Below are 21,601 nucleotides of genomic sequence, written 5' to 3'. Positions count from 1 at the left end.
CTTATTAGAGAGAATTTTTGGAGAGGTTCCTATCATTTCTCTAAGCGTTTTTCTATTTTCGACAACCTTACATATCGTATTTTGTTAAATTTGGATGATTTTTCATAAATGTGAAAAGAAATCATTTACAACCTGATTAGGTCTATGTTATTTTTATTATAGTTTCATAGTAATTGATCTACTAGGGGAGTCTATTAGCCTAGACTGAGAGAAGAACGCGCTTGAAGTTCTTTGACCCTTAGAACCTGATCTGGGTTATACCAGCGTAGGGAAGTAGGTAGTGGGTAGTACATACTTGTACATTGACTATTTATCGATTCCGTCGGGTTCTCCATGTTGAGAACCCGTTTTTTATTGGAAAGATGAATGCATGAATCTCCTTTTTACCCCACATTGCTTCCGCTCGGTGTAACTTCAGAAAAGAATGACGATTTAGGAGGAAGTTACATGAAAAACGTTCAGTTCAAAGCGCAATTTCCATCAAGCCAAAAGGTATATGTTGAAGGATCAAGAAAAGATATTCGCGTACCGATGAGAGAAATTCAATTAAGCGAAACGAAAACAGAAATGGGTACATCGAAAAATGAACCAGTAAGAGTATATGACACAAGCGGTCCTTATACAGATTCGCATTATGAGCCAAATATTTATAAAGGACTCCCGGAATTAAGAAGAAAATGGATTTTAGAGCGCGATGATGTAGAAGAGTATGAAGGTCGCAAAGTAAAGCCAGAGGATAACGGTCTTAAAAATGGAAAATCGCCTGAAGTTGTTCCACCGTTTAACCGAAAGCCATTACGGGCGAAAAAAGGTGAAATTGTCACACAAATGCATTATGCGAAAAAAGGAATCATCACTCCGGAAATGGAGTTTATCGCAATTCGAGAAAATATGGATGCTGAATTCGTTAGACAAGAGGTTGCAGCAGGAAGGGCGATTATTCCGTCCAACATTAACCATCCAGAAAGTGAGCCGATGATTATTGGCCGGAATTTCCATGTGAAAATTAATGCGAATATTGGGAATTCTGCGGTCACTTCATCGATTGAAGAGGAAGTCGAAAAAATGACGTGGGCGACTCATTGGGGAGCCGATACAATAATGGATTTATCGACAGGAAAAAACATTCATGCAACACGTGAATTTATCATTCGTAATTCACCGGTTCCGGTTGGAACGGTGCCGATTTATCAAGCGCTTGAGAAAGTAAACGGCATTGCGGAAGATTTAACATGGGACGTATACCGTGATACGTTAATTGAGCAAGCTGAACAAGGAGTTGACTATTTTACAATCCATGCTGGTGTATTGCTACGCTACATCCCAATGACGGTAAATCGTACAACGGGGATTGTTTCACGAGGCGGTTCCATAATGGCGCAATGGTGTTTAGCTCACCATCAAGAAAATTTCTTATACACACATTTTGAAGAAATTTGTGAAATATTAAAGGCGTATGATATAGCGGTTTCATTAGGAGACGGCTTACGACCAGGTTCGATTGCGGATGCAAATGATGAAGCACAATTTGCCGAGCTTGAAACGTTAGGGGAATTAACGGAACTCGCTTGGAAGCATGACGTGCAAGTCATGATTGAAGGACCAGGACACGTCCCGATGCACAAAATTAAGGAAAATGTCGAAAAAGAAATGGACATTTGTAAAGGTGCTCCTTTTTACACATTAGGGCCACTCACAACGGATATCGCCCCTGGTTATGACCATATTACATCGGCAATTGGAGCGGCGATGATCGGCTGGTTTGGTACCGCCATGCTTTGTTACGTTACACCGAAGGAACATTTAGGCCTTCCAAATAAAGATGATGTTCGTGAAGGGGTTATTGCTTATAAAATTGCCGCACACGCTGCCGATTTAGCAAAAGGACATCCAGGTGCACAAAAGCGTGATGATGCTCTTTCCAAAGCACGTTTTGAATTTAGATGGCATGACCAATTTAACTTATCTTTAGATCCTGAGCGTGCGCGTGAATACCACGATGAAACATTACCAGCAGAAGGTGCAAAAGTAGCCCATTTCTGTTCCATGTGCGGTCCAAAGTTTTGTTCGATGAGAATTTCTCATGACTTAAGAAAAATAGCTCAAAAGGAAGGGAAAACAGAAGAAGAAATTATTCAAGATGGCATGAAGGAAAAATCGAAGGAGTTCGTTGAGAATGGATCAGCTATCTACAAATAATTCTTCAACAGCTGAACGCGTAAAGGAATTAAAAAAGGAAGTCTTTCATTTACAAAGTGAAGTTAAAAAGCTAGAAAAACAAATTGCTGACATTCAAAAAACGTGCCAACATGCATTTGTTGAAACAGCGAGTATGAGAAAGTGTTTGAAATGTTACTATGCTGAAAGTATTTATTATTAATTGAGAAAAAGGGCTGCTTATTACGCAGCTCTTTTCACTTTATCGAAAAAAGGTTGATTACGGTACGAGAGGTTCGTGCAATTAGTAACATTTATGTAGCTATATACACCTCAAACTTCGGTTTTCTTTCACTCGGTTCGTGCAATTATAGACATTTATGTGCAAATACAGGTTAAAATATGCAAAAAAGGAAAGTCATGTGCAATTATTTCGAGATTCGTGCAATTAAGGGGTAGGTTCGTGCAAAAGTTGCTAAAAGTGGTGCAATTAATGCTTAAACTCGTGCAATTATCATAGCTATCACCTTTAGCATTTACCAGCAATGGATATAAACTAGTTTCTTTTAAGTTTGGTGACGCTTTCATTGAGAATATGTAGGTAAAACATTGTTTCATTAATAAATTTATCTGGAACGTTTGCTCGACAGCTTTCCCACGTCTATAATAAAAATAATAGAAAGAACGCGTTAGGAAAAAGAGTTATAGACGATTGAAGGAGATTTCAATATGGCAGTGACAATTAAAGATGTGGCAAAGCATGCAAACGTTTCACCCTCAACTGTTTCAAGAGTGATTGCCGATCATCCTCGCATTAGCGAAGAGACGAAAAGGAAAGTTCGCAAGGCGATGGAACAGCTAGGGTATCACCCGAATTTTCAAGCACGCAGCTTAGCAAACAAAAGTACAGAAACGATTGGTGTCGTCATGCCAAGCTCGACAAATTATGCGTTTCAAAACCCGTTTTTCCCAGAAGTGTTGCGCGGTATAAGTATGAAAGCACATGAAATTGGCTACGGTCTTTATTTATCAACTGGGACGAAAGAAGAGGAAATTTATCGTGAAGTCGTCTCGATGGTTCAAGGTGGAAGAGTGGACGGTATTGTTCTTCTTTATTCTCGAATCCACGATCAAGTGATGAACTATTTGTTTGAGGAAAACTTTCCGTTTATCGTCATTGGCAGGCCTTATGAACATACAGATGACATTACATATGTTGATAATGATAATGTGGCTATTTCCAAGGAAGTTACCAATTATTTGATTGAGTTAGGACATGACCGAATTGCGTTTGTTGGCGGGGATTTGGATTTAGTCGTAACCGTTGATCGTCTTGTCGGTTATAAAGAGGCTCTTCAACACGCACGTATTCCGTATCGGTCTGAATATTTTGTTCAAGAACGATTTTTACGAGAAGGAGGGCGTGAAGCGATCAAAGCGTTACTTTCGTTACCAGAACCTCCAACAGCTCTCGTTGTTGCAGATGATATGATGGCATTTGGGATTATGAGCCATTTGGAAAGTTTAAAGATCACCGTTCCAGAACAAATATCCATTATAAGCTTTAACAATTTAATGGTAGCTGAATATTCAAAGCCTCCATTGACAACAGTTGAAATTAATATATTCCAACTTGGGTATGAAGCAACGAATTGCTTAATCGAAAAAATGAAAAATCGTGATGTGTTAGCGAAGCGAATTACAATCCCAGCTAAAATCATTGAGCGACAATCATGTGATAAAAGATAAAAGGTGAACAACGGTAGTATTTACGTTCCAGTTGTTTACCTTTGTTACATAACGATTTACCTGAAAGGATGTTGAAGTGTGCTTCGATTGTATTTAACAAGACATGGGGAAACAGAATGGAACGTAGAAAAACGGATGCAAGGGTGGCTTGATTCCAACTTGACGAAGGAAGGGATTGAAGCGGCAAAAGCACTTGGTGAAAGACTTCAACCAGTTACATTTCAAGCGATTTACACAAGTCCTAGTGAACGAACGAAACAAACCGCACGTCTCATCTTAGAAAAAAAGCAAAATAAAACATTCGAAATCGACGAGCGACTTCGGGAAATCAACTTAGGCAAATGGCAAGGGAAAACGCATGAAGAAATTAAAGAATTGTACCCGGGACAATATGCAGCATATTTTCAATCCCCGCATTTGTATAATCAGGACGATGGAGAAACGTTTACCGACGTTCAAAAAAGAGCGGTTTCCTTTATGAATGAAATCATCGAAAAGCATCAGACAGGAAACATTCTCGTTATATCTCATGGAATATGGTTAAAATCCCTTCTTAATTATATAAAAAATGAATCACTTGCAAACTTTTGGAATGGATCATTTCTTCACGGTACGGCATTGTCGGTTGTGAAAGTTAAAAATATGCAGTACTATACTCTTGAAATGGAAGGATGTACTCAGCATTTGCTTGTCAATAATTGATAAAATAGGTGAAAACTGAAACTAATTTCCCTTTTACTCGTAATTATTAAGAAAAGGGGGAAAAATAATGAAAAGTTCTACCATTTATTTTTCTGATAACTTTTTTTCTTCAGGATTAACAGATATTTATAATGAACAAAAAGAAAAAGTCGGTTCACTTGATTTAAAAAGTGCATTTTCATCAACAGTTGATGTTATAGACCTAACAGGAACAGTCCTGTTAAAAGGGAAATTCCCCTTTTTTTCAAATAAATGGATGGTGTTAGATGACAGTAATGAATTAGGTGTCCTCAAACAAAAACTTTCCTTTTTTTCAAAACGATTTGAATATACGGCTTATCATCGAGGCGTGTATGAAATCGAATCGGATGCTTTTTCAAAGGAATATCGAATGGTGGATGATAATAAGCAAGAGATTGCTGTTTTTGAAAAGATTAGCGGTTTTTTTCAATCTCCGGCTTTTCGGTTAATTAACTATTCAAGCAACCTTTCTAATGAGGAGCTGATAGCAGTAGTAATGGGCGTAAATGCTATTACGAAAAGAAATCAATCTGCTGCACAATAAATATTGAATAGAAAAATAGTTATTAAAAAATACGAAATATAAAAAGTATAATGATAGTTTTTAGAGAGAACATTAATTGAAGACCTTCTTAAAGGAGGTCTCTTTTTTTTACAATTTTTCCAAGGTCATTGACATACACTGGAAAATAAAATATACTACATTACATAACTAATGTACTAATTTTCTTCAGGAGATGAGGTTTGATTTGATCATTCAAAATGATGGAACGAAGCCGATCTATTTGCAAATCGCCGAATGGATTGAAAATGAAATATTAAAGGGAAATTTTAACTACGATGATAAAGTATATTCTCAATATCAGCTTGCTGAAATGTTTACAATCAATCCTGCAACAGCAGCGAAAGGGCTGAAATTGTTAGTTGAAAAGCGTATTTTATATAAAAAGCGGGGACTAGGTATGTTTGTGACAAAAGAGGCGAAACAAATCATTTCATCAAAACGGAAAAATGAAACATTGATTCGACTCGTTCGTGAGCTTACACTCGAGGCAAAACGATTACACGTAAGTGAAGATGAACTAATCGAAGCCATTCGTAATGAATACCGTGAATTTAAGGGGGATCAATCGTGACAGTTATTCAATGTAAAAGCTTGACGAAAATTTATGGCCAAAAGAAGGCGTTACACAATGCCACTTTCCAAATAGAAGAAAACAAAATAACAGGTGTCATTGGTCGGAATGGAGCAGGTAAAACGACGCTGCTCAATATGATAGCAGGCCTAACCTCAGAAACATCAGGAGATATAAAAGTATTTTCTGAAAAACCATTCCAATCGTTAACGGTATCAGCCAATACCATCTTCATTTCTGATCAAATGATGCTTCCACCTTCCATGACGTTATTTCATACGTTAAAAGCTGCAAGTTTATTCTATGAACATTTTAATCTCGAACTTGCAGAACGATTGTTGCATTATTTTTCAATCGATCCAAATCAATATTATGAAAAGTTATCGAAAGGAATGAAGAGTACGTTTCAAGCGATTATCGGCATCGCTGCTCGCTGCCCATTGACGATATTTGATGAACCAACAACTGGAATGGATGCAGGTGTGAGAAAAGACTTTTATCGTGCTTTATTGAAAGACTATCTTGCTTACCCGCGTACGATTTTACTTTCGAGCCATTACTTAAACGAAGTAGAAGATTTGCTTGAAGATATTCTCATCATAAATGATGGGCAAGTACTCATGCATAAGTCGATTTCGGAAATGAAGGAATGGGCTGTTGGACTTAGAGGAGATAGCTCTTTCGTCGATTCGTGGACGAAAGAGAAAGAGGTCATTCATTCCCAAAACATAGGGGCTCATGAAAAATATGTTGTCGTGAAAAATGATTTGACGGAAGATGAACGTTATCACTTACAGGTAAACGAAGTACATGTCCGGCATGTGAGCCCTAGTGATTTATCTGTTTATTTAACAAATAATTCGAAAGGAGATATCGACAATGTCTTTCGTTAAACCGAACCTTTATGACATCGTAAAAAAGCAATATGGTTATAAGCTCTCTGCATTTTCCGGCAGCATTAGTACTTTAATATTTATTCAAATTATTGCAATCGTCTTTTCTCTTTTAGGATCCCAAATGATGGGGGCAGGGAATATGTTTACTAACATAAACGTTTATTATTACTCTGCAAATTTGAGTATCATTTTTACGATTATTTGGGGCATCATCACATCGTATACGATCACAACGAAGCCGTATGCAAACCCTGATTTTTTATTTGTCACAAACCGGTTTGCAAGCAATTTGTCGAATGTCTTCTTTTTAGTAACGGCGAGTATTGTAGGCGGAGTTACGGCAATGCTTTCAGGTTTTTTATTAAAAGTCATCATTTTTTTAACAAAGGGTACGGACAATTTATTGATACAACCGAGTACTCATACAACACTGACGGAATTTGCTATGGGAGTATTCGCAACCATCTTGTACGTATTACTTGCTTCTTCTGTCGGCTATTTCGCTGGGATGCTTAAAGAAATATCGAAACTATTATTCATGTTGATTGTAACAACACTCATTGGCGGTTTGCTTATTGGACTTAATATAGGTGGGGGGATAGCCATATTGTTTCAATCTTTGTTTATGGAGTCATCATTTCCTTTATTCGTTACGAAAATGATTATTGTCATTATTACGATTTTTATAGCCACCTTTTTACTTACAAATAAAATGGAGGTGAAGTCTTAATGTCGAATGTTGCCATCATTCCGATTATTCTCATTATTCTCGTTGGAGCTTGGGTATTTATCTCGAAAAAAGGTGGAATGATAAAAATTTGGAAGCGTATGAATACGTATTGGTTATTAGCAGGCTACATCGGATTGTTAATCATTTCTCTCGGTCTTTAATTATGGATGCCAATAAGTGGAGAATTACATACGTTAAGTCAAGAGGAACGATCACAGGAAATAAATATACGAGATCATTTCCGTGATGTGATGATCAATCAAAAAAGAATGGATTTACACAAACGATATTTAAAGGAAAAGATAGACGTTCCGTACAATGAAGATAAACTGTCTATCGTTGTTCAAAATGTGGATGGAACTATTCCTATTTTCGTGGAAAGAAAAGAGTCAGATGAACGAACGATTTCTGCCTATGTATATGAAACGAAAACGCTTATTGACAATATTGATATTTCCAAGCAAATGAAACCGATTCATGTGTCCCTTTTGGAAGACGAGTTAACGATACAATTTCCGAATCAATCAACATATAATTTTGCTCAATTTAGAAATGAATTTACGATTACTCAATTTACAAACAACCTATATTTTCATCGTGATATCGAATTTGCAGCGCAATTGGTTTATTTGCAAATACCAAGAGATATTGAAATTTTGAGTGATGATAATATGACGGAATTAATTTTCGTAAATGAACGATAGGATAAGGCTTTCGGACAAATCCGAAAGCCTTAAAATTCCGGTAATTCATCTAAATTATTTTCTTTTATCCCATCCGGTTCACTGCGCAAAATGTCCCGTCCGTATTTATGGAAAACATCGACATGGGCAAGGGAACCATTTTTCGCTTCTTCAAGTGCTGTCACATAATCTAATTCTCGGCCGCGGTTCGTTTTAAAGGCGATGAGATCACCATCATCATTTTTTCTTACGGCAACAATATGTTCTTGTGAGGAGTCTTTAGTTTGTTCGGAAAGTTTTCCTTGCGTTTGTTCAACATATTCGTTGTACACATCTTCAAAACGATTGCTTGTCATAGCCATCCCTCCATTTCACTACTATTGTACCCTTTAACAATTAAAAGTATTGAGCATCCATCAAAATCATTGATTCGTATCATTTTCAGAAGGAGTGGAAACAATAAACGCATAAGGGAGGTGAAATATCATGGCACAGGATGTCTTATGTGAAGTGAATAACTGTAAGTATTGGGGTCAAGGGAATAAGTGTAATGCGGATTCGATTTATGTCGTCAGTCATTCAGGAAAACAAGCGACAGATAGCAAGGAAACGGACTGCAAAACATTTGATCCAGAAGGGCTGTAGAAATTAAATTAGCATGCATGATTGTATGGGGCAATCTTGCATGCTTATTATTTGGTAATGAGAATCATTTTTATTCATCCTTGGCAAAGTTCTTGCCAATTATTTTCTGCATACGCTTTTTTTCCAAACAAAATGACTTTTGCTATCACCTTAATGGCAATCCAAAATTTTTTCATCTTCGTCATCTCCTTACTGTTAAGGTATGAAAGATGAGAAAAAAGGTGATAGCATGTACATGTTTCATTTGCAGTTATTGCTCTGAAAATCCTTCTCCTAATACTTCCGTTGAGTCCATGACGACAACAAATGCTTTCGGATCAATCTTTTTGACAATATTTTTTAGTTTTGCAAATTCCGATTGGTCGACAACACACATAATCATGGGCCGAATGGAATTTGTATAACCACCTTGTGCGGATAATTTCGTCACACCTCGATCAATTTGGTGGAAAATGGCGTCCTGTACTTCCTTTTCCTTATCGGTAATAATGAGGGATGTTTTCGTCCGATTAAATCCTGATTGGATTAAATCAATAGCTTTACTCGTCATATACACACCAATTAAAGCATAGAGCCCTTGTTGAACGTCAAAGACGACGATTGCTACTAAAACGATGCATCCATCTATTAGGCTTAAGCTTTTTCCAAGGGAAATGTTTGTATATTTATGAATGATTTTAGCTGCTAAAGCCGTTCCGCCAGTCGAACCGTTACCCATATAAACGATACCAATTCCGATTCCGACACCAATTCCACCAAATATAGCACCGAGTAATGAATCATTTGTAGCTGGCGGAAAGTCGCTTGTCATATAGACGATAAAAGGAAGAAATAAAGATCCGATAATAGAATTAATAATTTCCTTTCTTCCTAATAACACATAACCCGCTAGTAATAATGGAATATTAATCCCCCAAATAACATAGGCAGGCTCTAAATGAAAAAGGGCATCTGTAATCGTACTAATTCCGCTAACACCGCCAGAAGCGATGTAATTCGGTAGTAAAAATAAATTGTAGCAGATCGCCACAATCGCAGAACCTACTAATATATATAACAACTCTAGAAGTTTCATAGAACTGTAGGTATGTCTTTGTTTAAGTGCGGCTACACGCATCATTTCTTCTTCCTTTCAACGTGTGTTATTTGTTATGTACCGGAAAAAATTTTATCCTTAATTTTGTTTTTTGTAAATAACAACAAAGCACAGCTTTAACGTACTGATAGACTGATCGAACAACGAAAACGATTACAAACGTACAAGTAATAGTTCATGATACCTGTCATAATTAATTATAGAGCGTGTTCAAAAAGTGCCTAATTCGCTTAAAAAACAAAAATGCACCTTCGCGAAAAAATGGTAAAATGGAAGTGCCAAACAACCCAAAATACCAATTTGCGAGGTGCATTTTCATGGAATTACAATTAGAACTAATCCCATACCATTACTATAACACACTCGGCTTTGATGTGGAACTCATTGATTACATCGACAATGTGTATGATGGAGTTGTAGTAAACAAAATAACCCCCCTTTATAAGAATGGTGGGCGTCCACCCGTGGATCCAAGGACATATTTTCGGATGCATTATCTGTACTTTACACGTCCCGAAATCACGTCCTTTCGAGAGCTATGCAGACAACTCATGGAACCGAAAAATCAGGCTTGGCGTAACTTCATTGGGACTCCTAACATAGAAGATGTACCTGCTCACAGTAGTTTAAGTCACTTTCGTAAGATCGTTACGCCAGAATTATTTTATGAGATCTTATTTGATCTTATAGGCCAAGCATTAAAGTTGGACAACTTTTTACAATCAAACCTTGCAGGTATTGATTCTCGACCTGTCTACGCTCATGTAAATGGATACAAAAAGAAACGTTGTTCCTGCGAGAATAAAGATACTTGTGCATGTGAAAAGACGTACTTGGATCCTGATGCGAAAGTGGGGGTACAACGAAACAAAGCCAATCAAAACAAGTTCTTTATTGGCTATCGAAAACATTCGATCGTCTGTCCTACACCTTCAGGGCCTGTCGTTCTGTTGTCGATCATTCTTCCACCCGATACCGCCGACATCGATGTGCTGCTCCCATTGATTGAAAAGCTCAATCAAATAGGTGATCTGAAAGTGGAATATCTTGTTGCTGATCTAGGCTATTTTAGTGCCGAAGATCAGACTACATCCTTGGTTGAACACGATGTGGCTGTCGTCACAGACTTTAAAAAGAATACCCTCATCCCCGAATCATGTTCCCCAGAGGGGAAGCCGGAATGTAAAGCTGGACATGAGTTAGTCTGGGATGGATTTGACAAGGAAACTTATACGTCCTGGTTTAACGGGGATGAAAATAAATGTATGTCCTGTCCCTTTCAAGGAACGTGTGATCAACAATTTGGTTTTTCCTTTGAAGAAAACGATAAAAGTCTGGGATGCATTTAGTGGACGGTTGATAAAAGAAAAGAAAGCTCATGATGGTTCGATTAAAAGAATGGATGTATCCTTTTCAAGGAATTTAATTGCTACAGGGTCCTATGATCGTTCCATTAGTATTTGGGATTTAGATACGTTAGAACTGGTTAATGTATTCAAAGGGTTCCATAAATGGGAAAATGGAATTTCCTTTTCTCCTGAAGGGGATAAGATAATATCTGGATCATTTGATGGCCATTTTAGAATATTTGATGTTATCTCAAAAACCGAAATAGTAACGCCGGAAGCCAAAACTCATGGTATTAATAATATCGATGTCTTGTACAGCGGAAAAATTGCTACCGGCTCGGATGATAATTTAGTTAGGATATGGGACATGAAAACTGGGGAACAAATAGAAGAGTACCAGGGACATGACAGCTTAGTGCAGTCTGTAAAATGGGCACCTAACGGAGAATATCTTGCTTCCACTTCTTATGATGAAACGATTATATTATGGGATGTCAAAAATAAGAAGGCTAAAAACAAATATTTAGGTCACGAGGGAATTGTAAACACAGTTTCTTGGTGTTTTGATAGTAGTAAATTTGCTACAGGAGGATATGATAAAAAGTTACGTATATGGGGATTGGAAGACGGGTTATTATTCGAATCCCAACCACATGCTGGAGCAATTAAAGCAGTCGACTGGCATAAATCAACAAACCTAATAGCAGTTGGTTCAAATGATGGTATGGTCCATGTTTGGAACCCAGAAACAAACTTATTAATAAAATCTATTAAAGCCCATGATCAATTAATTAATCAGATATCATGGTCTCCAGATGGAAAATTTATTGTATCGGTATCTAGAGATAAGAGTGTAAGAATAAGCGATATTGAGAAAGAAAGCTGCTCTGTTTTAGTAAGTGATGCCCATCGAAAATCAATTAAATCTGTAGCATGGAGTACTGATGGTTCTATGATTGCTACCGGCTCCTATGATAATGAATCTAAAATTTGGTCCGTTAAGACTGGGGAGCTTATTACGACAATTAAAGAGCATCATGGTGGTGTAAGCAGCTTGTCATTTATCCCTGGATGCCAAAAATTTGTTACAGCATCTTGGGACGGAACAGCTAGAATTTGGGAATTAGAGGGGGATTTAATTAGCATTCTAGATAATAATAAGGAAAAAGTGTCTCTGTAAACAGTAAAATTATTAGTTTTAAACATGCTTAATATGGAGGTATAGAATTGAATTATTATAATGGTGCTCAATTCTATGACGATAATGAAATTTTTAATCGTTATTGGGAAAGAAGAAAAAATGAAGATCATGCAAATAACGTTATAGAAACTCCAATCATCCAACATTTAGTTGGAAATGTAGAAGGCCTAGAAATTTTAGAACTTGGATGTGGAGATGGGAGTTATGGCTTAGAACATTTAATGAATAATTGTAAACACTATATTGGTGTCGATGGTTCAAGAAACATGTATGAATTGGCCACTAAAAATTTAAAGGATTTTAAGAATAGTGAAATTATATTATCCAGGCTGGAAGAATGCGACTTTCAAGAGCAACATTTCGACTTGGTAATTAGCAGGTTAACTTTGCACTATGTAGAAAATTTGAAAGATTTGATAGCAAATATAAATACTTCATTAAAGGATCAAGGAAGACTTATTATCTCTGTTGAGCATCCAATAATGACCAGCAATAAAGAAGTAGTACCAATACCAAGCGCCCAGAATGAAATTAATGTAAAAAACTATTTCCATACCGGAGAGCGCCGTGTTAACTGGTTAGGTGGTAATGTTATTAAATATCATAGAACTATAGAACAATATTATGAAATACTAAGAAAATGCGGCTTTGAAATAGAGAGTATAAAGGAAGCTACACCTGAGAAAATTAATTTTTCTTCAGTTTCTAATTATGAGCAAAAGAGAAGTTTTCCTTTGTTTTTAATATTAGCTGCTACAAAAAGAAAAACTTTAGAAAAAAGATAGTTCCTAAAAAAGTGTGATGACTATTATTGCAAAATAGACAATATATCAGGGGATTAATATGAAATCTATCTTTCGAGAGTCAAAGAATAAAATCATTCCAATTTTATTATCTGATCTATTTACTTCAGTTGGTAGTGGTATAACAATGATTGCTATACCATGGTATCTAGTTAATCAACCTGGGGGAGAAAAAGTCTTTGGTTTATTAACAATTATATCAACAACTGCATTGTTTCTTTTATCCCCGTATTTTGGAGCGGTTATCGATAAGTTTTCACAAAAGCGATTATTAATGTTAACAGAGGGGTTCGGAGCTATTATCACCTTGCTCTTGGGGATTTTATGCTTTTTAACCAATTACGATCAAATCGCCATGGTAACTTTGTCTGTAATTGGTACAATGATTACTACTTTTTATTATCAAGTGAGATTCGCTCTAAACCAAAGTTTATTTAAAAAAGAACAATATAATAGTTTAAACAGTACATTAGAAATTCAAACTCAAGGAGCTTCTCTTTTGGTAGGAGCATTGGCAACGGTAGCAGTAGAGACTATAGATATATCCTATATATTAATCTTAAATAGTGTGGCATATCTAGTTAGTTTAACAGCATTAACTATATTACCCAATATTCATCGTAAAAAAGCCGTTGCTGATGTCAAGAATTCGAGATGGAAAGATATACAGGAAGGGTTCAATTACGTCAAATATGAGAAAAAGTTAATGCTATTCTTGTTATGTGCTTTTATGCCATTTATTGCTGTGATGGTTGGTAACTATTTGTTCCCCGTATTTATAGCTCAATATTTAAAAGCTAATGCTAGTACTATGGGGCTCCTTAACTTATTTTATTCCTCAGGCGCTATCATCGGGAGTATCATTGTTACATATGTTGTGAGGAAAATTGGTTCTTTAAATACTACAGTTATAACAATGCTAACATACACCTTAGCGTTAGTTTGTACAGTAATATTTAATTCTGTATTCTTGTTTCTAGTCTTTATGTTATTTTGCGGGGCTGGAAACTCTGGAACAAGAATAAGTAGGAACACTCTAATGATGGAAATTATTCCTCAAGATATTATTGGTAGAGTAAATGGTTTTTTGCAAGCAGCAGGCTTACTAATGAGGGTGACTCTTGTATTTATCTTTACATTAATAAACAGCATGGTAAATGTAAGGGTATCACTATTGGTTTTAAGTGTTATTCTTGTCCTATCATTTATTATTGTATTCACAACGAGAAAAGGTATAACAAACCACTCATTAACAATAACTGAAAAAGGCATTGATAACTCAAATGTAATCCAAAAATAATACAAAAATTTAGGAGGAAACAAGATGAACTTACTAATTATAAATGGAAACCCTAGGAAATCTGGTAGAACTACAAAAGTGGCAAAGTATATCAGCAAGAATCATGATTTGAACTTATTAGATTTAAGCGAATTAATTCTACCTATCTTTAATGGTGAGGAAGAAGTTCGTACTAGAAAAGAAGTACAAACAGTTCTTAATGCAATTGAAGAAGCTGATGCCATTATACTTTCTACCCCAGAATATCATGGATCTATGAGTGGAGCTTTAAAGAATGCCTTAGATTTTATTGATAAGAGTTACATTATTAATAAACCTGTCGCTCTAATTTCTGTATGTGGAGGGGGAAAAGGTGGCGTTAATGCGTTGAACAGTTTAAGATTTGTAGCACGCGCGCTTTATGCAAATGTATTATCAAAGCAACTAGTAATAAATCCGGATGATATTACAGAACAAGGTGAGCTATTAGAATCAGCTAGAATAGACGTGGATCAATTAGTAAATGAACTCAGACTTTATACTTCCTTATCTAAACAGCTATTCTTAGAAGAATCCATTGAGGTGTAATACTGTACTTAAAAAATCAGATGACTCATCTGATTTTTTTTAAAAACTAATTACTCGCAAGTTTTTTATTACAAATGTATCTTAGAGGAGGTTGGTTATATCTCATAAGCCCCGGAATGAACTTGGACAAAAGATATGTTAAAAGCAGTTAATAATAAAGAGGCCAAAGATTTTGTAGATAAAGTCACAACTCAAATTTCAGTTGAGGATTCAACATACTACGACCGCCTAAAAGAAGCTATTGATAGTAATAACCCTGTAGCTATTGATGAAACCTTCTCCGAAGGTGCCGTTTTATTAGAAAATGCTATGGAGAGCCTTGGAGTTAACGTTGAAAACGACCCAATAACTGGTCAATGGGTAGCTGCAGCAGTAGTAATTGTTGTAGTAGCTGCTGGTATGTATGTTTATGCAGGTCATACTGCTGTTCAGGCAGTTACTGTGTATAATAAAGTCGGATATTGGGGATCTTCAAAATCGGAAGTAAGTGATCTTGAAAAAGAGATTTTCATCGACAATGTAACCGAGAGACTATAAGGAAAAGGAAAAAATGTCCGTGAACAAAATGTTTTCTTTTAAAACAATTAACGCAATACTGATAGTATTGCGTTAATTGTTTTTTTAAGATAAATAATTTAATAGAAGTACTACTCACATTTCGGAAATTTTGGCGGTATGCTGTTAATTTTTTTGTTTTCATTTTGTGAAATATAACCAATCAATTTGCGGGTGGTATCAGCTACGCTGGTACTACCACCCCTTAACGTTGTAAATCCGCATTTTCCTGAATGAACGTCCTGAACAGTACTCCATGTTGTAAAAATGGTATTCGTTGCGCCCCCTTATTCAATAACAATAATAGCTGAGAGTTTCCTTAGCGTAGGAAATACCGGCTTTCTTTATGTCGAATTTTGCTTAGCGTATGTTTTCCGCGTTTTGTTGGTAGTACCCCACGAATGATCAAACACGTTCGGGATACAGTTTTGCCCAAGAATCATGTTAAAAAAATAAAGGAGCTTCAAAACATCCAAGTTGAACAAGTATCATTACCTTTAGTTGGATAATTTAGGTGATTGAACAAACAATTTTTAAAAAAGTTGTTGATTTCCTAGGGATTCGTCTGCCCTTTTTTAGAGTAAAAATAGATAAAAATTATTTAAGAAATCTCATTCCAAGTTATTTTACTTTAATTCCCACATTTGGAAGTTAGGATAGCTAATGTGCAACTTGAGATTAAGTTAAGAGGGTACTTTTTGAACATACTCTTATAGTAATAAAATAATAATTAATCAAAAATTCCGAACCTTCTTTATTTCCTCATCTTCTTTGGGTACAATATGGTATAGAAAAGGAGAGAGGTAGGATGGAGAATAGAAGAAAAGAAGTAACCTATAAAAGTATTTTTGGCTGGGAAGGTGATAACGGCTTAGGTGAACAATTAATTCAGCAAATTCTTCGTGGTGAAAAGACAGCTACTTGTGCACCGAAGGAGTCGTATTCAGATGAGGAGTTACAAGAAACGTATGAATCCGTTGGCTATATTGTACCCGTATATGATAAGCATGGAAATGAGCGGTGTTACATTAAAATGATTGACGTATTTGAAACGACGTTTGGAAACCCAGATTTACGTCTTGTTCAAGGTGAAGGCAATGGGACAAATGTAGAAGAATTTCAACGTGAGCATAAAGAAGCGTGGAAAGAAGATGTTCAAAACGGCCTGCAATTAAATGACTCGACGATTTTAATCGTTGAATTATTTGAATATGTACAACCGTCATCTGCCACAAACAAATGAACGTATTTCATTTATTTGTAGAAGTCGTAGTCCCGGTCTTTTTTATTTTTTTCATCGGTTTTATTATTCAAAGGTGGAAACGACTAGATTTAAAAGCGGTTTCGACCGTTTCTATTTATGTGTTAAGTCCAGCATTAGTGTTTTCAACCTTTTATCGAGCTCATTTTAATATTGAATATGTGCAAATGGTTGTATTTTCAATGTTGTTTTTAGTTACGTTTATTTTTTTATCAAAAATATATTGTTTATGGAGAGGCCACACTCGTACCATGGAAAGCGGGTTAATCCTTGCGACCGCTTTTATGAACGCAGGAAACTATGGTGCGCCTATTATATTATTCGCGTTTGGGGAAGAGGGCTTTTATTATGCGGTTTCCTTTATGGTCATTCAATCTGTTGTCATGAATGTGTTCGGTGTTTATTATGCCTTTAGAGGACAAGCTGGTGCAAGACAAGCGTTTCAAAAAGTGTTGCAAATGCCTGCTACGTATGCTGTCATAACGGCTATCTTATGTCAGTTTCTCCCGTGGGAGCTCCCAAACAATGTGATGATGCCGGTTGATTTAATAGCAGATGCGGCGATACCTGTTGCGATGCTCTTGTTAGGGATGCAATTAGCGGAATTAAAGCTTGGAAAAGTAGATAAGCTAGATGTCACGTTTGCTTCTATGAGCAGACTTTTTCTGTCACCGATTATTGCCTATGTCTTTCTTTCATTCTTAAAAACAAACGAATTGCTAGAAGCGGTGTTAATAATTTTAGTATCCATGCCTACAGCGGTAACGACAACGATGTATGCCGTGCAATTTAACGCAAAGCCGATACTTGTATCGAGCATTACCTTTGTCACGACATTGATGAGTATTGGAAGTATTACGATATTACTAGCTCTTTTAAGCGGATAACATGATTGTCACAACACAGTCAAAATTGACGAAAAACAATCGTGACCTTCTCATGATATAATTTGGACAGCATATGTTTTCGAAATTGAAGGAGCTGGACATCTTGGTTGAACAAGAAGAACTGTATCAAAAAGCTGAACAATTTATTCGAGCGTGTTACACAGAATTACATAAAACTGAGGAAATTGAAGAGCGGCTTTGTCAAATAAAAAATGAAATCAACAATACGAATGAATATGTTCATACATTTGAAGAACTAGAGCATGGGGCTAAAATGGCATGGCGAAACAGCAACCGTTGTATTGGTCGGTTATTTTGGTCTTCATTACATGTTTTTGACGAAAGACAATTAAAGCGAGAAGAAGATATATTTAAAGCTTTATGTCGTCATATAGAATTTGCGACAAACGATGGGAAAATTCGACCAACTATTACAATATTTCAGCCGAAAAAGCAAGGGCGAGAGTGTGTAAGGATTTGGAACCATCAGTTGTTGCGCTATGCTGGGTATGAAACGGAACATGGAATAATCGGAGACCCCGCTTCCACTCCGCTGACAAAAATACTGGAGAAGATGGGGTGGAAAGGAAAAGGGACACCTTTTGATATTCTTCCTCTAGTCATTCAAGTGAATGGAAATACACCGAGGTGGTTTCCGATTCCGAATGACATTGTATTAGAAGTTGACATCACTCATCCGGACATTCCGCGTTTTGAAGAGCTTCAGCTAAAATGGTATGCCGTTCCGATTATTTCGGATATGAAGCTTGAAATCGGTGGGATTGAATATATAGCAGCACCGTTTAATGGCTGGTATATGGAAACGGAAATTGGAGCGCGAAATTTTTCCGATGAACAGCGGTATCACATGCTTCCGAAAGTTGCAGAGTTACTTGGTCTTGATATGAGTAAACATGCAACTCTTTGGAAAGATAAAGCGTTAATTGAACTAAACATTGCGGTGCTTCATTCCTTTAAACAAAAAGGTGTAAGCATTGTCGATCACCACACTGCTGCTACGCAATTTAAACATTTTGAAGAACAAGAAGTAAAATGTGGAAGAGACGTAACGGGTGACTGGATTTGGTTAATACCGCCTGTATCACCAGCAACAACGCATATTTTTCATAAGCCATATAAAAACAAAGTCATATCGCCGAATTATTATTATCAAGAGTGTCCTTATGAATAAAAAACAGCCGATAGAAGGCTGTTTTTTTTATAGGTTGAATCTACGAAACCTCAATTGATGAAAATTAGACCCAATAAATGAAAGAAATCCCCAATAAGAAGGGGATTTGGCTCAAATGATGAAAGAAAACCCCAAATGGTGAAAATAAAGCCCAATATACGCTAGCAAAGTTATTACGGCGCTTCATCTTTTTGTAAAGCAGCTTTTTCATCTTCAAGTTTTTTGGCTGAAAAATCTAGGATTTTTTTATAAATATTCAAAATGGATTGTCCGTAATGGTCTCCAGGGACTGCCCACCTCCCATTCAATTCCTTCCATGTTTTTGCACTTCCTCTTTTTACGAGTTGAAAGCGCGGGTCTACGAGTGGGTAGTCGTCTGGAAGCGGATTGGTTGAGGCATAGGCATATAAATGTTGCAAATGGGCTAATACACCTTCTTTTTCGGTTTGAAAGCTGGCTCCTCTTTCATCCCCTCCTGTTGCACCAATTCCAGCAAAATTGTGTTGCTTTCGATGAACAACACCGGTAAAGCGGAAGTAGTCGGTTTCGTGAATGGCTTGGGCGAAAGCGATGTCTCCTCGAATTTGGTAAGTGTTTGATAAACGTACATATAAGTCGCCAATTTGTGGTGCCGAAGGGTTGACAGTTTGAACATAGGCATCTAATAAAGCACCGCTAACATATGATTTTCCTTGAATGGGCGTGTCTTTCTGTGTAGATGAACGATTCGGGATCTGTGGGTTCGTCTTTGCTTCAGACGGTGACACGATAAAGGCATCGAAAATTCCAACCGCTTTTAAACTTTCTGTGTGTTTTTCTGCATTCTCCCTCTTTTTAAAAGCTCCCGCTTGAACACGATAAAATGTATCTCCATTCATCATCGTTGGAGAGATAAACGAATCAATATTGTTTGCTTTTAGCCATTGAAGTCGCTTTTCGGCATTTTCCCGAACCTTAAAAGATCCTGCAATCACTTTGTATAACGCATCTGGATTTGGTTCAATAGGGTGTGCCTTTTTTGGCAATTGCAATGCTTTTGCTAACCCTTCCGCTAAAGCGTTTGAATAGTCTTTTATGAACGCATCATTTGTTAATAATTTTAAATCCGCCTCGTTATCGATGAATAATGTTTCAACTAAAATTGCTTCCATTTTCGTTTCGCGTAATACATGAAAGTTTGCCCGCTTTTTTCCACGGTCTCGTACATTGTACCTTTGTCCAATGACACTCATTATGTGATCGTGAATAATGGCTTGGTAACGGATGGTTGGCTGTGATACCGGACCGTTATAAATATAGCTTTCAAATCCAGATCCGCCTCCTGCATTAACGTGTATGGAACAAAAATAATCAACATTCTTTTCGTTTGCTAAATTTGTTCGATCTGCAAGGCTTACTGTTTGATCAGATGTTCGAGTTAGGAAAAGTTCAACATCATAATGAGCTACTAAATAATTTCCAACGTTTAATGCAATATTTAAATTAAAATCTTTTTCTTTATATCCATTCGACCCAGCTCCTGGATCACTTCCGCCATGTCCTGGGTCAATCATGACTTTCTTCATTAAGGGCACCACACCACCTTTCTTTTCTCATAATACTAGTCTATTCACTTATCATGTTTAGTTGTGAGATTTGTAGAAATAGGTGGCATTTTTCATTGTCTTATAGTTTTAAAAACCACGGTGTTGTTTGTTGACTTCTCACATATCGTGACAATATGTTTGGTGTTGTTAAATATAATAATCCGTTTCCTTCTAATGTTTTTGCATTACCAAGTGGGACTGTTCGTTTAATGAGCTGTGCATATAGCTCTGGCTCTGATAATGTGCGTTCAAATTGTTCTTTTGTTTCTTGCTTCAGTAAAGCTAAAGCGCCCGATACGTGGGGGGTTGCCATAGATGTTCCGCTTAAGGAAGCATATTTTCCATCTGGAATAGTAGAGCGAATTTTTTCGCCAGGTGCGACTAAGTCGACTTCATTATTGGAATTTGTAAAAAGGGATGCTTCTCTTCTTGCGGAGACGGCTCCGACAGATATGACTTCATTATAAGCACCAGGGTATGTGAATTCATTTGTTTGCTCATTTCCATCGCCTTCATTCCCGGCAGCACAGACGACAAGGATATTTTCGTTAACGGCTTTCTTAATGGCATCGTGAAGTCCTGGGTGATGAGAAGGACCACCTAATGACATTGAAATAATATCAACTTTTTGCTTAATGGCATAATGAATGGCATTGATGATCCACTCGTAACGACCGGTTGCTGATTTTGAATTGTTTGGATCTGTTCCGAGTACTTTTAAAATAAGAAGCTTAGCTTCCGGTGCAACGCCGATTACACCACGATTATTTTCTTTTGCAGCAATCGTTCCAGCAACATGTGTCCCATGTCCATTATAATCGGTCACCCGTTTAGGGTCTCTGTTATCATCTGTTGTGAAGTTTCGACCCCCGATAATTTGTCCTTTTAAATCGGGATGATGGATGTCGCAACCTGTATCAAGAACGGCAATGACAACTCTTTTACCTTTCACTCCTTCATTCCATAACGATGGTGCTTGTACCATTTGAATTCCTTCCGGGACTTCGGTAATGGTATCTAATGTTTCTTCCGTTGTGTACGGGACAAGCTTCACTTTACGTTCAACCATTGAATCACTCCTCAAA

24 protein-coding genes and 1 riboswitch are annotated in these 21,601 nt (G+C 36.8%); of the genes, 20 read left to right on the top strand and 4 right to left on the bottom strand.

The features are described from left to right. Positions 1–173: 173 nt before the first annotated feature. A riboswitch (TPP riboswitch) is annotated at positions 174–289 on the top strand. 158 nt (positions 290–447) lie between these two features. From thiC to MLD65_RS12840, 10 genes are all read left to right on the top strand, one after another. Then, positions 448–2,199 (top strand): phosphomethylpyrimidine synthase ThiC, encoded by a 1,752-nt coding sequence (thiC, locus tag MLD65_RS12885; protein WP_243292277.1) that lies wholly within the window; start codon positions 448–450, stop codon positions 2,197–2,199. Continuing rightward, entirely contained in the window at positions 2,177–2,380 is a 204-nt protein-coding gene (locus MLD65_RS12880; RefSeq protein WP_243292276.1) for a hypothetical protein, read from the top strand. The genes thiC and MLD65_RS12880 overlap by 23 nt, the downstream gene beginning before the upstream one ends. A gap of 506 nt (positions 2,381–2,886) precedes the next feature. Further along, the gene (locus MLD65_RS12875) at positions 2,887–3,906 is read left to right on the top strand and encodes a LacI family DNA-binding transcriptional regulator (RefSeq protein ID WP_243292275.1); all 1,020 of its coding nucleotides are present in this window, start codon (positions 2,887–2,889) and stop codon (positions 3,904–3,906) included. 78 nt (positions 3,907–3,984) lie between these two features. After that, positions 3,985–4,608, top strand: coding sequence for a histidine phosphatase family protein (locus MLD65_RS12870; protein WP_243292274.1), 624 nt, complete (start codon positions 3,985–3,987; stop codon positions 4,606–4,608). 67 nt (positions 4,609–4,675) lie between these two features. Next, positions 4,676–5,173 carry an LURP-one-related family protein gene (locus tag MLD65_RS12865; RefSeq protein ID WP_243292273.1) on the top strand — a complete coding sequence of 166 codons (498 nt, stop codon included), beginning with the start codon at positions 4,676–4,678 and terminating at the stop codon, positions 5,171–5,173. A gap of 205 nt (positions 5,174–5,378) precedes the next feature. Further along, positions 5,379–5,765, top strand: a complete 387-nt coding sequence (locus MLD65_RS12860) for a GntR family transcriptional regulator (RefSeq protein WP_243292272.1) — start codon at positions 5,379–5,381, stop codon at positions 5,763–5,765. Beyond that, on the top strand, positions 5,762–6,658 hold the full coding sequence (locus tag MLD65_RS12855) for an ABC transporter ATP-binding protein (RefSeq protein ID WP_243292271.1): 897 nt from the start codon (positions 5,762–5,764) through the stop codon (positions 6,656–6,658). Before MLD65_RS12860 ends, MLD65_RS12855 begins: the two co-directional genes overlap by 4 nt. Beyond that, positions 6,645–7,391 carry a hypothetical protein gene (locus tag MLD65_RS12850; protein ID WP_243292270.1) on the top strand — a complete coding sequence of 249 codons (747 nt, stop codon included), beginning with the start codon at positions 6,645–6,647 and terminating at the stop codon, positions 7,389–7,391. Before MLD65_RS12855 ends, MLD65_RS12850 begins: the two co-directional genes overlap by 14 nt. Beyond that, complete coding sequence (locus MLD65_RS12845) at positions 7,391–7,552, top strand: hypothetical protein (protein WP_243292269.1); 162 nt, start codon at positions 7,391–7,393, stop codon at positions 7,550–7,552. The genes MLD65_RS12850 and MLD65_RS12845 overlap by 1 nt, the downstream gene beginning before the upstream one ends. A 6-nt stretch (positions 7,553–7,558) precedes the next feature. Next, a complete protein-coding gene (locus MLD65_RS12840; RefSeq protein WP_243292268.1) occupies positions 7,559–8,095 on the top strand; it encodes a hypothetical protein in 537 nt (178 codons plus the stop codon). Positions 8,096–8,124: 29 nt separating this feature from the next. On the opposite strand, the gene MLD65_RS12835 is transcribed toward MLD65_RS12840, so the two are convergent. Next, positions 8,125–8,430: a DUF3892 domain-containing protein gene (locus MLD65_RS12835; RefSeq protein WP_243292267.1), complete on the bottom strand. Its 306-nt coding sequence runs from the start codon at positions 8,428–8,430 to the stop codon at positions 8,125–8,127. A 130-nt stretch (positions 8,431–8,560) separates the two neighbouring features. Between MLD65_RS12835 and MLD65_RS12830 the strand changes: the two genes are divergently transcribed. After that, positions 8,561–8,719 carry a DUF1540 domain-containing protein gene (locus MLD65_RS12830; protein ID WP_243292266.1) on the top strand — a complete coding sequence of 53 codons (159 nt, stop codon included), beginning with the start codon at positions 8,561–8,563 and terminating at the stop codon, positions 8,717–8,719. A gap of 250 nt (positions 8,720–8,969) precedes the next feature. Here the strand turns inward: MLD65_RS12830 and MLD65_RS12825 are convergent, their stop codons facing one another. Continuing rightward, positions 8,970–9,836 carry a YitT family protein gene (locus MLD65_RS12825; RefSeq protein WP_243292285.1) on the bottom strand — a complete coding sequence of 289 codons (867 nt, stop codon included), beginning with the start codon at positions 9,834–9,836 and terminating at the stop codon, positions 8,970–8,972. Between the two features lie 296 nt (positions 9,837–10,132). Here MLD65_RS12825 and MLD65_RS12820 point away from each other — a divergent pair, with 296 nt between their 5' ends. The 9 genes from MLD65_RS12820 to MLD65_RS12780 all read left to right on the top strand — a co-directional run bounded on the left by MLD65_RS12820 (position 10,133) and on the right by MLD65_RS12780 (position 18,930). Next, entirely contained in the window at positions 10,133–11,164 is a 1,032-nt protein-coding gene (locus MLD65_RS12820; RefSeq protein WP_243292265.1) for a transposase, read from the top strand. Further along, entirely contained in the window at positions 11,130–12,344 is a 1,215-nt protein-coding gene (locus MLD65_RS12815; protein WP_243292264.1) for a WD40 repeat domain-containing protein, read from the top strand. Before MLD65_RS12820 ends, MLD65_RS12815 begins: the two co-directional genes overlap by 35 nt. A 47-nt stretch (positions 12,345–12,391) precedes the next feature. Continuing rightward, positions 12,392–13,150, top strand: a complete 759-nt coding sequence (locus tag MLD65_RS12810; RefSeq protein ID WP_243292263.1) for a class I SAM-dependent methyltransferase — start codon at positions 12,392–12,394, stop codon at positions 13,148–13,150. A 58-nt stretch (positions 13,151–13,208) separates the two neighbouring features. After that, positions 13,209–14,468, top strand: a complete 1,260-nt coding sequence (locus MLD65_RS12805; protein WP_243292262.1) for an MFS transporter — start codon at positions 13,209–13,211, stop codon at positions 14,466–14,468. Positions 14,469–14,492: 24 nt separating this feature from the next. Continuing rightward, a complete protein-coding gene (locus MLD65_RS12800) occupies positions 14,493–15,035 on the top strand; it encodes an NADPH-dependent FMN reductase (protein ID WP_243292261.1) in 543 nt (180 codons plus the stop codon). Between the two features lie 135 nt (positions 15,036–15,170). Further along, positions 15,171–15,572 (top strand): sporulation delaying protein family toxin, encoded by a 402-nt coding sequence (locus tag MLD65_RS12795; RefSeq protein WP_243292260.1) that lies wholly within the window; start codon positions 15,171–15,173, stop codon positions 15,570–15,572. Between the two features lie 826 nt (positions 15,573–16,398). Beyond that, positions 16,399–16,833, top strand: coding sequence for an ASCH domain-containing protein (locus tag MLD65_RS12790; protein WP_243292259.1), 435 nt, complete (start codon positions 16,399–16,401; stop codon positions 16,831–16,833). Further along, entirely contained in the window at positions 16,830–17,738 is a 909-nt protein-coding gene (locus MLD65_RS12785; protein ID WP_243292258.1) for an AEC family transporter, read from the top strand. Before MLD65_RS12790 ends, MLD65_RS12785 begins: the two co-directional genes overlap by 4 nt. Before the next feature lie 103 nt (positions 17,739–17,841). Further along, positions 17,842–18,930: a nitric oxide synthase oxygenase gene (locus MLD65_RS12780; protein WP_243292257.1), complete on the top strand. Its 1,089-nt coding sequence runs from the start codon at positions 17,842–17,844 to the stop codon at positions 18,928–18,930. 173 nt (positions 18,931–19,103) lie between these two features. On the opposite strand, the gene MLD65_RS12775 is transcribed toward MLD65_RS12780, so the two are convergent. Together MLD65_RS12775 and MLD65_RS12770 are read right to left on the bottom strand one after the other, a co-directional pair. Further along, positions 19,104–20,495, bottom strand: a complete 1,392-nt coding sequence (locus MLD65_RS12775; RefSeq protein WP_243292256.1) for an N-acetylmuramoyl-L-alanine amidase — start codon at positions 20,493–20,495, stop codon at positions 19,104–19,106. Positions 20,496–20,595: 100 nt separating this feature from the next. Continuing rightward, on the bottom strand, positions 20,596–21,585 hold the full coding sequence (locus MLD65_RS12770) for a S8 family peptidase (protein WP_243292255.1): 990 nt from the start codon (positions 21,583–21,585) through the stop codon (positions 20,596–20,598). Positions 21,586–21,601: the final 16 nt, after the last annotated feature.

It is taken from the genome of Bacillus sp. FJAT-47783, from assembly GCF_022808615.1.
GTDB lineage: Bacteria > Bacillota > Bacilli > Bacillales > Aeribacillaceae > Bacillus_BZ.
Note: the sequence above shows the minus strand (reverse complement) of the source record. Positions and strands in the feature narration are given on the sequence as shown.

What these genes read in the sequence shown, in the direction of transcription:
- thiC (WP_243292277.1), top strand. Translation starts at nt 448, where the DNA reads ATGAAAAACGTTCAGTTCAAAGCGCAATTTCCATCAAGCCAAAAGGTA.
- MLD65_RS12880 (WP_243292276.1), top strand. Translation starts at nt 2,177, where the DNA reads ATGGATCAGCTATCTACAAATAATTCTTCAACAGCTGAACGCGTAAAG.
- MLD65_RS12875 (WP_243292275.1), top strand. Translation starts at nt 2,887, where the DNA reads ATGGCAGTGACAATTAAAGATGTGGCAAAGCATGCAAACGTTTCACCC.
- MLD65_RS12865 (WP_243292273.1), top strand. Translation starts at nt 4,676, where the DNA reads ATGAAAAGTTCTACCATTTATTTTTCTGATAACTTTTTTTCTTCAGGA.
- MLD65_RS12850 (WP_243292270.1), top strand. Translation starts at nt 6,645, where the DNA reads ATGTCTTTCGTTAAACCGAACCTTTATGACATCGTAAAAAAGCAATAT.
- MLD65_RS12845 (WP_243292269.1), top strand. Translation starts at nt 7,391, where the DNA reads ATGTCGAATGTTGCCATCATTCCGATTATTCTCATTATTCTCGTTGGA.
- MLD65_RS12840 (WP_243292268.1), top strand. Translation starts at nt 7,559, where the DNA reads ATGCCAATAAGTGGAGAATTACATACGTTAAGTCAAGAGGAACGATCA.
- MLD65_RS12835 (WP_243292267.1), bottom strand. Translation starts at nt 8,430, where the DNA reads ATGACAAGCAATCGTTTTGAAGATGTGTACAACGAATATGTTGAACAA.
- MLD65_RS12830 (WP_243292266.1), top strand. Translation starts at nt 8,561, where the DNA reads ATGGCACAGGATGTCTTATGTGAAGTGAATAACTGTAAGTATTGGGGT.
- MLD65_RS12825 (WP_243292285.1), bottom strand. Translation starts at nt 9,836, where the DNA reads ATGCGTGTAGCCGCACTTAAACAAAGACATACCTACAGTTCTATGAAA.
- MLD65_RS12820 (WP_243292265.1), top strand. Translation starts at nt 10,133, where the DNA reads ATGGAATTACAATTAGAACTAATCCCATACCATTACTATAACACACTC.
- MLD65_RS12805 (WP_243292262.1), top strand. Translation starts at nt 13,209, where the DNA reads ATGAAATCTATCTTTCGAGAGTCAAAGAATAAAATCATTCCAATTTTA.
- MLD65_RS12800 (WP_243292261.1), top strand. Translation starts at nt 14,493, where the DNA reads ATGAACTTACTAATTATAAATGGAAACCCTAGGAAATCTGGTAGAACT.
- MLD65_RS12795 (WP_243292260.1), top strand. Translation starts at nt 15,171, where the DNA reads ATGTTAAAAGCAGTTAATAATAAAGAGGCCAAAGATTTTGTAGATAAA.
- MLD65_RS12790 (WP_243292259.1), top strand. Translation starts at nt 16,399, where the DNA reads ATGGAGAATAGAAGAAAAGAAGTAACCTATAAAAGTATTTTTGGCTGG.
- MLD65_RS12785 (WP_243292258.1), top strand. Translation starts at nt 16,830, where the DNA reads ATGAACGTATTTCATTTATTTGTAGAAGTCGTAGTCCCGGTCTTTTTT.
- MLD65_RS12775 (WP_243292256.1), bottom strand. Translation starts at nt 20,495, where the DNA reads ATGAAGAAAGTCATGATTGACCCAGGACATGGCGGAAGTGATCCAGGA.
- MLD65_RS12770 (WP_243292255.1), bottom strand. Translation starts at nt 21,585, where the DNA reads ATGGTTGAACGTAAAGTGAAGCTTGTCCCGTACACAACGGAAGAAACA.